The 6,010-nt window shown below is 67.5% G+C and carries 8 protein-coding genes and 1 pseudogene; 2 read left to right on the top strand and 7 right to left on the bottom strand.

The window, feature by feature from the left end:
- Nucleotides 1–168 precede the first annotated feature (168 nt).
- Together VGV13_01355 and VGV13_01350 are read left to right on the top strand one after the other, a co-directional pair.
- The gene (locus VGV13_01355) at nt 169–594 is read left to right on the top strand and encodes a polymer-forming cytoskeletal protein (protein ID HEV8639730.1); all 426 of its coding nucleotides are present in this window, start codon (nt 169–171) and stop codon (nt 592–594) included.
- Nucleotides 595–628: 34 nt separating this feature from the next.
- Complete coding sequence (locus VGV13_01350) at nt 629–1,051, top strand: polymer-forming cytoskeletal protein (GenBank protein HEV8639729.1); 423 nt, start codon at nt 629–631, stop codon at nt 1,049–1,051.
- Nucleotides 1,052–1,106: 55 nt separating this feature from the next.
- Here VGV13_01350 and VGV13_01345 read toward each other — a convergent pair whose 3' ends face one another.
- The 7 genes and pseudogenes from VGV13_01345 to VGV13_01315 all read right to left on the bottom strand — a co-directional run bounded on the left by VGV13_01345 (nt 1,107) and on the right by VGV13_01315 (nt 5,851).
- Entirely contained in the window at nt 1,107–1,973 is an 867-nt protein-coding gene (locus tag VGV13_01345; GenBank protein ID HEV8639728.1) for a DMT family transporter, read from the bottom strand.
- 173 nt (nt 1,974–2,146) lie between these two features.
- Nucleotides 2,147–2,278 (bottom strand): hypothetical protein, encoded by a 132-nt coding sequence (locus VGV13_01340; GenBank protein HEV8639727.1) that lies wholly within the window; start codon nt 2,276–2,278, stop codon nt 2,147–2,149.
- 85 nt (nt 2,279–2,363) lie between these two features.
- Nucleotides 2,364–2,612 (bottom strand): annotated as a pseudogene (locus VGV13_01335) (chromate resistance protein ChrB domain-containing protein).
- A gap of 46 nt (nt 2,613–2,658) precedes the next feature.
- Nucleotides 2,659–3,561, bottom strand: a complete 903-nt coding sequence (locus VGV13_01330; GenBank protein HEV8639726.1) for a DUF1259 domain-containing protein — start codon at nt 3,559–3,561, stop codon at nt 2,659–2,661.
- A gap of 101 nt (nt 3,562–3,662) precedes the next feature.
- On the bottom strand, nt 3,663–4,325 hold the full coding sequence (locus VGV13_01325; protein ID HEV8639725.1) for a family 16 glycoside hydrolase: 663 nt from the start codon (nt 4,323–4,325) through the stop codon (nt 3,663–3,665).
- 24 nt (nt 4,326–4,349) lie between these two features.
- Nucleotides 4,350–4,865 carry a hypothetical protein gene (locus VGV13_01320; protein HEV8639724.1) on the bottom strand — a complete coding sequence of 172 codons (516 nt, stop codon included), beginning with the start codon at nt 4,863–4,865 and terminating at the stop codon, nt 4,350–4,352.
- 32 nt (nt 4,866–4,897) lie between these two features.
- Complete coding sequence (locus tag VGV13_01315) at nt 4,898–5,851, bottom strand: chromate resistance protein ChrB domain-containing protein (protein ID HEV8639723.1); 954 nt, start codon at nt 5,849–5,851, stop codon at nt 4,898–4,900.
- Nucleotides 5,852–6,010 lie beyond the last annotated feature (159 nt).

Genomic DNA, 6,010 nt, shown 5'->3' with positions numbered 1-6,010 from the left:
CCCCCCACCGGTGGGGGGCTTCGCGCCCGCCAGGATAATTGACACCGCTTCGTCGCGGGTGCTAAGTCTGGACAACCGGCAGTTTCATTGACCCCAGGCCTCCGCGGCGCGATGCGACGCGGAGCGGGAAATAGAGTCCAGTCAGCATCACGACCCAAGGAGGCTTCAATGTTCGGACGGAAGCAGGGGCGGAACTCCAAGAACGGGGGCGCCTCCATCACGCTCCTGACCATCGCCGGCGATCACGCCAAGGTCGAGGGCAAGTTCGAGATTCCCGATTCCATCCAGATCGAGTGCGAGATCGGCGGCGAGCTCAACGTCGACGGGCGGCTCGTGATCGGCGAGAAGGGCGTGGTCAACGCCAACGTCAAGACGGTGGACGCCGTGATCATGGGCCACTACGAAGGCAACATGGTCGCCACCGGCAACGTCGAGATCACCGACACGGGTCGGGTCCGCGGCAACATCCAGACCGACTCGCTGATCATCTCCGAGGGCGGCTTCTTCAACGGCAACGTGACGAAGATCAACGAGGACGGCAAGGCGCGCCCCGTGTACCTGATCGACGAGAAGCGCGCCGGCCAGCAGCGCTAGGAGCGGGCCGGCCGGCCAGCGCCGGAGACCGACGATGGTGTTCCGGAGAAAGAACAAGAACGTCAAGGCGTCCGTCAAAGCGGGCGATCTCACCGCGTTCATCGACGAGGGCTCGGAGATCGAGGGCAAGTACACCTTCCACGGCACCGTGATGCTGAACGGGAAGTTCAGCGGCGAGATTCACAGCACCGACACGCTCATCATCGGCGAGCGGGGCATCGTCAACGCCACCGTCCACGCCGGCACCGTCGTCATCAGCGGCGAGGTCACGGGCAACGTGCTGGCGACCGAGCGCGTGGAGCTGCGGGGCAGCGCCCGGGTGTTCGGGGACGTCGAGGCGCCGGTCGTCGTGGTCGAGGAAGGTGTCCTCTTCGAGGGGCACTGCCGCATGACCAAGACCAATCCCATCGAGGCGGCGCCCACCCGCGACCACTCCGTGATTTCCCTCAAACGTTAGAGGGGCGACCCCCCTAACGACCCCCGGCCAGAACGCCCCGGGGACCGCGCCGGCCCTAGCGCGCCAGCGCCACGCAGGCGACGCCCGCCAGCACCACCACCGCCCCCGCCAGGCGCGGCCCCAGTGCGCCCTCCTTCAACCACAGGCTGCCGATGAGCGCCGAGAGCACGATGGAGACCTCGCGCGTGGCGACCACGTAGCCGGCCTTGGAGAGGCGGAAGGCGAAGAGGACGAGCAGGTAGGCGGTCGCCGTCAGCACGGACGCGACCAGGATCGTGCGCCAGTTCGCGGCCCACTCCCGCCGGAGGGCGGCGGTGTCGGCCAGGATCACCGGCAACAGCAGGAGATTCATCCCCAGGAACATGAGCGCGATGTAGGGCACGGGGTGGAGGTAGGCCACGCCCGCCTTGTCCACCAGAGAGTACGACGCGGTCATGACTCCGGTGAACAGCGCCCACCACGTCCCCGGCCCCACGTGGCTCAGCTGGGCCACGATCCCCGTCCAGCCCCGGCTGGTGAGCTGGAGGCCGACGATGCCCACCACGACCAGGGCGATGCCGGCGGTGCCCAGGGGCGACAGGCGCTCGTCCAGGAGCAGCAGCGCGAAGATCGGTACCAGCGCCACGCCGAAGCCACGGGCGATCGGATAGACCAGCGAGAACTCGCCCGAGCGGTACGAGCGTCCCAGCGCGTAGAAGTAGACGGCGTGCAGGACGATCGTGGCGAAGACGTAGGGCAGCGCGGAGGCGGGCAAGCCGTCGGCCAGCAGAACCCGCACGCCGAGGGGCAGGCAGAAGACCGTCGCCAGCGTGCCGGCCGACCAGAGAAAGCACAGCGGGTCTCGCCCGCGCTTGGAGAGCGCGTTCCAGCCCGAGTGCAGGACGGCCGCGCTGAGGACGAGGGCCAGCGCGGCGCCGGACATCAGGCGCCCAGGCAGGCGACCGGAGAGCGTACGGGCGCTGCGAGCATCCTGGTCCTCAGGGGCGGTGGCCCTCCCGTCTCAGGTTCCGGCTGTCGCGGGCGATTCTACAGGAGGTCGGCGGTCCGCCGGCAGGGTCGCGCCTCCGAATCGACGCTCGCCCACACCGTGCTCCTCTACCCCGCCTGGTCCCGGTAGACCGCCGCCCGATGCCTATCCGGCAAGAAGGCGTACACGGCGTTGCGGACCGCGTCGAAGCCGATCGTGTGCGCCCCACGCCCCGTGTGGACGCTCTCAAGACGGCGCATCGTGTCGGTATCGAAGACATCAATGACCCCGGGGTTCCCGATCGCGACATAGAGATGCCGGAGAGCCGAGCTGAAGAAGACGACGTCGGGCACGCCACGCTCCGCGCACAATGAGGGCGAGCAGGAGGAGCGCCGGATCGTCAAGCTTGTATTTGTCCAGGAACGCGTCGAACGAGCAGCGGTCACCGTGGTGGCCCAGCTCCACCCCCGGAACGTCGTACGGGACCGCCCCTTCGCGCTCGGCCACCGCCATCACCTGGTCGGCCGGCACGAACAGGAACAGCGCGTCCTTGTCGCGGTCAACGCGCGCCTTTTCACGGGTCACCCACGTCATCGGCAGCCCCCTTCCTTCGTCTGACTCACACACACGGCCGACGGCGCTACTTGGCCTTCGCGCTGTTGGTCAGATCGAGCGCCGCCCGGAGCCCCTGCGCCAACTTCACGGCATCGTCGTTCGCCCAGAAGTGCATATAAATAAGCCGGGGGGTGTCCGCGAGCGCATGGTTGTGAACCGCCGTCACCTGGATGCCGTGCTCTCGCAGCGTACGCGCGACCTTGTTCACCTCGGACGCGATCAGCACGAAATCGCCGGTGATCGCCACCTTGCCGTTGCCGGTCGGCTGGAAGTTGAGCACCGTGGCCACGCCCATCGCCGGCAACAGTTCCATCCCGTTCTCCCTGATGCGCTCGGCCCGGCCAACGCTCACCTGAAGAATGCCGTTGGTGACCCTGCCGGTCCGTCCGAGCACGCCCTCGACCTGCGGCTGGTCGATCGTCGGGCCTTGGGTGCCGCCCCCCGCCGGCGGGGCGCCAAAGGGTGTGCCGCTCGCGCTGAGGGCCTCGCGGAGCGCCTTCGCCAACTGCACCGGATCGCCCCGGCCGCTGTAGTGCATGTACATCACGTGCGGCGACATCTCGTTCAGATGATTGTGCAGGGCCGTGACGCTGAGCCCACGCTCCAAGAGCCCGGACATCACCTTCGGGACCTCCGCGTCGAGCAGGACCAAGTCGCCCATGACCATGGCGCCCTGGCTCATCTTTCGGAACGCCGCATACGAGCCCAGCGCGAACCCCGGCCTCACCTCCACACCCTGCACCGTGACCTTCAGATCGGTCCGGGGCATGCCCACGCGGAAGACGCCGCCCGGCTGCACCGCTCCCTTGTAAGCAAGCGCCTGCTCGACCGCCACCCACTCAGTCTCGGGCTGGGCGGGGGCGACGGTCGCCGTCATGACCAGCACGACGGCGGAGAGTACGGAATGACGAAGGACTGCTGACGTCATGGCTTCCCCTTTCGTGTCTATTGAGCGGGAACGACGAACTCCGAGGACCTTTTCCTGCCGGCCCGTTCCCGACATCGCGAGCGTTATGCCAGCGCGCCGCCTTACCCGCCTCCGGTCACGCCACGGATCGAGAGGTCGTCAAAGGCCGTGACGGAATCCGCCTTCGTCCAGAGGCCCACCCGCCCGGCGCGGAACCTCGCGTTCCGATGGTCGAGCAGGAGCTTGCCGTTGAGCCAGCCCTGCATGTGGTCGCCGACGGCCACGACGCGGATCGTGTGCCACTGACCGAGCGCCGGCGCCTTCACGCTTGCGCTCGCGAGCTCCCGGCGGCCACGGTCGTAGGAGTACAGCCGGAAGTTGTCCTCGAGCCCGTTGGCCCGGACAACGTAATACTTGCCGTCGCTGAACCGGAAGACGATGCCGCCCGAGGCGTCTTCCCGGCCGGAGATCGGCTTGAACTTCATGGACACGTCGACGTCGGTGTAGGGACCCGGGGGGGCCACGATGACGTTGAACGTGTTCTGGGTCGCGCGCTGCACGAGGACCTTCTTGCCGCTCGGCGCACCGGCCATATCCTCGACCGCCCACTGGCCGTCTACCCTTGTCCAGCCTTCGATACCCTTGGCCTCGAAGTCCAAGCGCTCGACGGGAATGTCGTCCGGCACCTTGATCTCCGCTGGCGCGGCGAGTGCTGGCCCGGGCCGCGTGAGGCCGTAGGCGCCGAGCACGGTCAGCGCCACCCTCAAGAGCTCCCGTCGCGACATCGTCGCGCCCCGCAACCTGGCCTCCTAGTCCAGCTTCTCGGCCACGGTCTTCCACGCGGCGCCCTTGACCAGCGTGACGTCGGCGACGGGATGGCCGTCCTTGATCGCCGGCATGACGCTGACCGCGCGGAACCCCTTGTTCTCTTTCACGGCTTCAGAGGCCGCAGCATCGAGCGACCGCTTTGCTTTCGCCATCGCCTCGCTCTGCACCGTCGCGGCCGTGAGGTCTTCCCCGCCCGTGATCGGCTCCGCCTTTGCGACCTTGCCCGTCTTGTGATCAACGATGACTTCCGAGAACTTGTCGCCCTTCATCGTGTAGATGGAGAGCTGCAGCTTGCCGTGCTCGACCTCGTACTTGGCGGAGATCGGCGTACCCTCCCGCGCGCTCGCCGACAGGCCGCGCTGCAGGGACACCTTCGCGACCTTCATCGCCTTCGCGAGTTCCGCGTGCTCCTTGTCGTCGTACTTCTGCGCCCAACCCGTCGGTACCGCAAAACACCACGCCACGAGAAACGCCAGCGCGATCGTCGTCTTTCTCATGTTTCGCTCTCCCCTGTGTCGGTGTGAACGTGCTATGTCTTCTGCTTCAACACGGCGTAGAGGCCGTCGAAGATCGCCATGCCCTGCTCGAGCAGTTCATGATCGTCCGGTGTGCTCACCGCGAGCCCCTTGATGGCGAGATCAACGCCCGTGGACTCGTTCCGCGTGAACTTGCCGTCGTGCAGGTCGGCCTCGTGGACGATCTCGGCGATCACCTTCACACGCCGGTCCTTGATTCCGAAGCGCTTGACGAGCGTCTCGAAGGTGCAGTCCTCGCCATGGTGGCCGAAGTCGGCGCCGAGGACGTCGAAGGGTATGCCCTTGCGGGCCGCGTCGGCGGCGTCCGCGAAGGCAAATTTCGCGTCGGGATCGCAGAACCGCTTGATGAGCCACGCCGACGCGATGCGGTCGATGTGCGGCCGCGGACGCGTGACCCATGTACTGCCGCGGGGTGGCAACGACGCGCGATGCCGGCCGCCCGCCGCCCGCGGCCGGCTCTCCGCCGTGCGGAGACGCTTCGCCGTCGTCTCCCACAGCGCCCGGGCGCGCCGACCGAGGGGCGCCTCCAGATAGTCGATGGCCTGGATCCGGTCCAGCTCGCGCTTGAGGCCGTCGAGCTTGCCGCGCGGTTGCGCGACGGACCCGCGGTGGTTCGCCCGGTAACGATCGAGCTGCGCGAGGATCTCCCGGCACCCCTGCACGACACGCTGGTATTCGACGGCGCGGGCCTTGTGGAAGAGCGCCGTCACCTGCTCCTCGGTCATGTTCTCGATGCGGTCGACGTGAAGCAGGGTCGCCTCGCCGCAGAACGATTGAACTTCCTGCACGAGCCACTGGAACAGCTCCGTCGTCTCGGCGGTCTCCGGCAGGATCCAGGCCGATCCGCGAAGCCGCACGGCGCCCATCCGCTGGAGCTTCCGCCACACGCCGACGCGGTGCCGGGTCGGTGTGGGCGGGAGGCTCATCAAGAGCGTCAGCCAGCGCATCGAGTTCTAACCGTAACGCTGTCGCTGGTCAATGAAAATGTCATCCCTTACTGCAACGTGAAAATGTCATCCCCCCGGGGGTATCGGCGTCCGCCGGTTCTTGGCCGCGATCGCCCACGTCGCCGCGCGTCGCCACGGATGCGAAGGCGCGGGGCGCCA

This window comes from Candidatus Methylomirabilota bacterium (genome assembly GCA_036001065.1).
Lineage (GTDB): Bacteria > Methylomirabilota > Methylomirabilia > Rokubacteriales > CSP1-6 > MNEF01.
The sequence above is the reverse complement of the archived record's forward strand: the minus strand, read 5'-3'. Positions and strand labels throughout refer to the sequence as shown.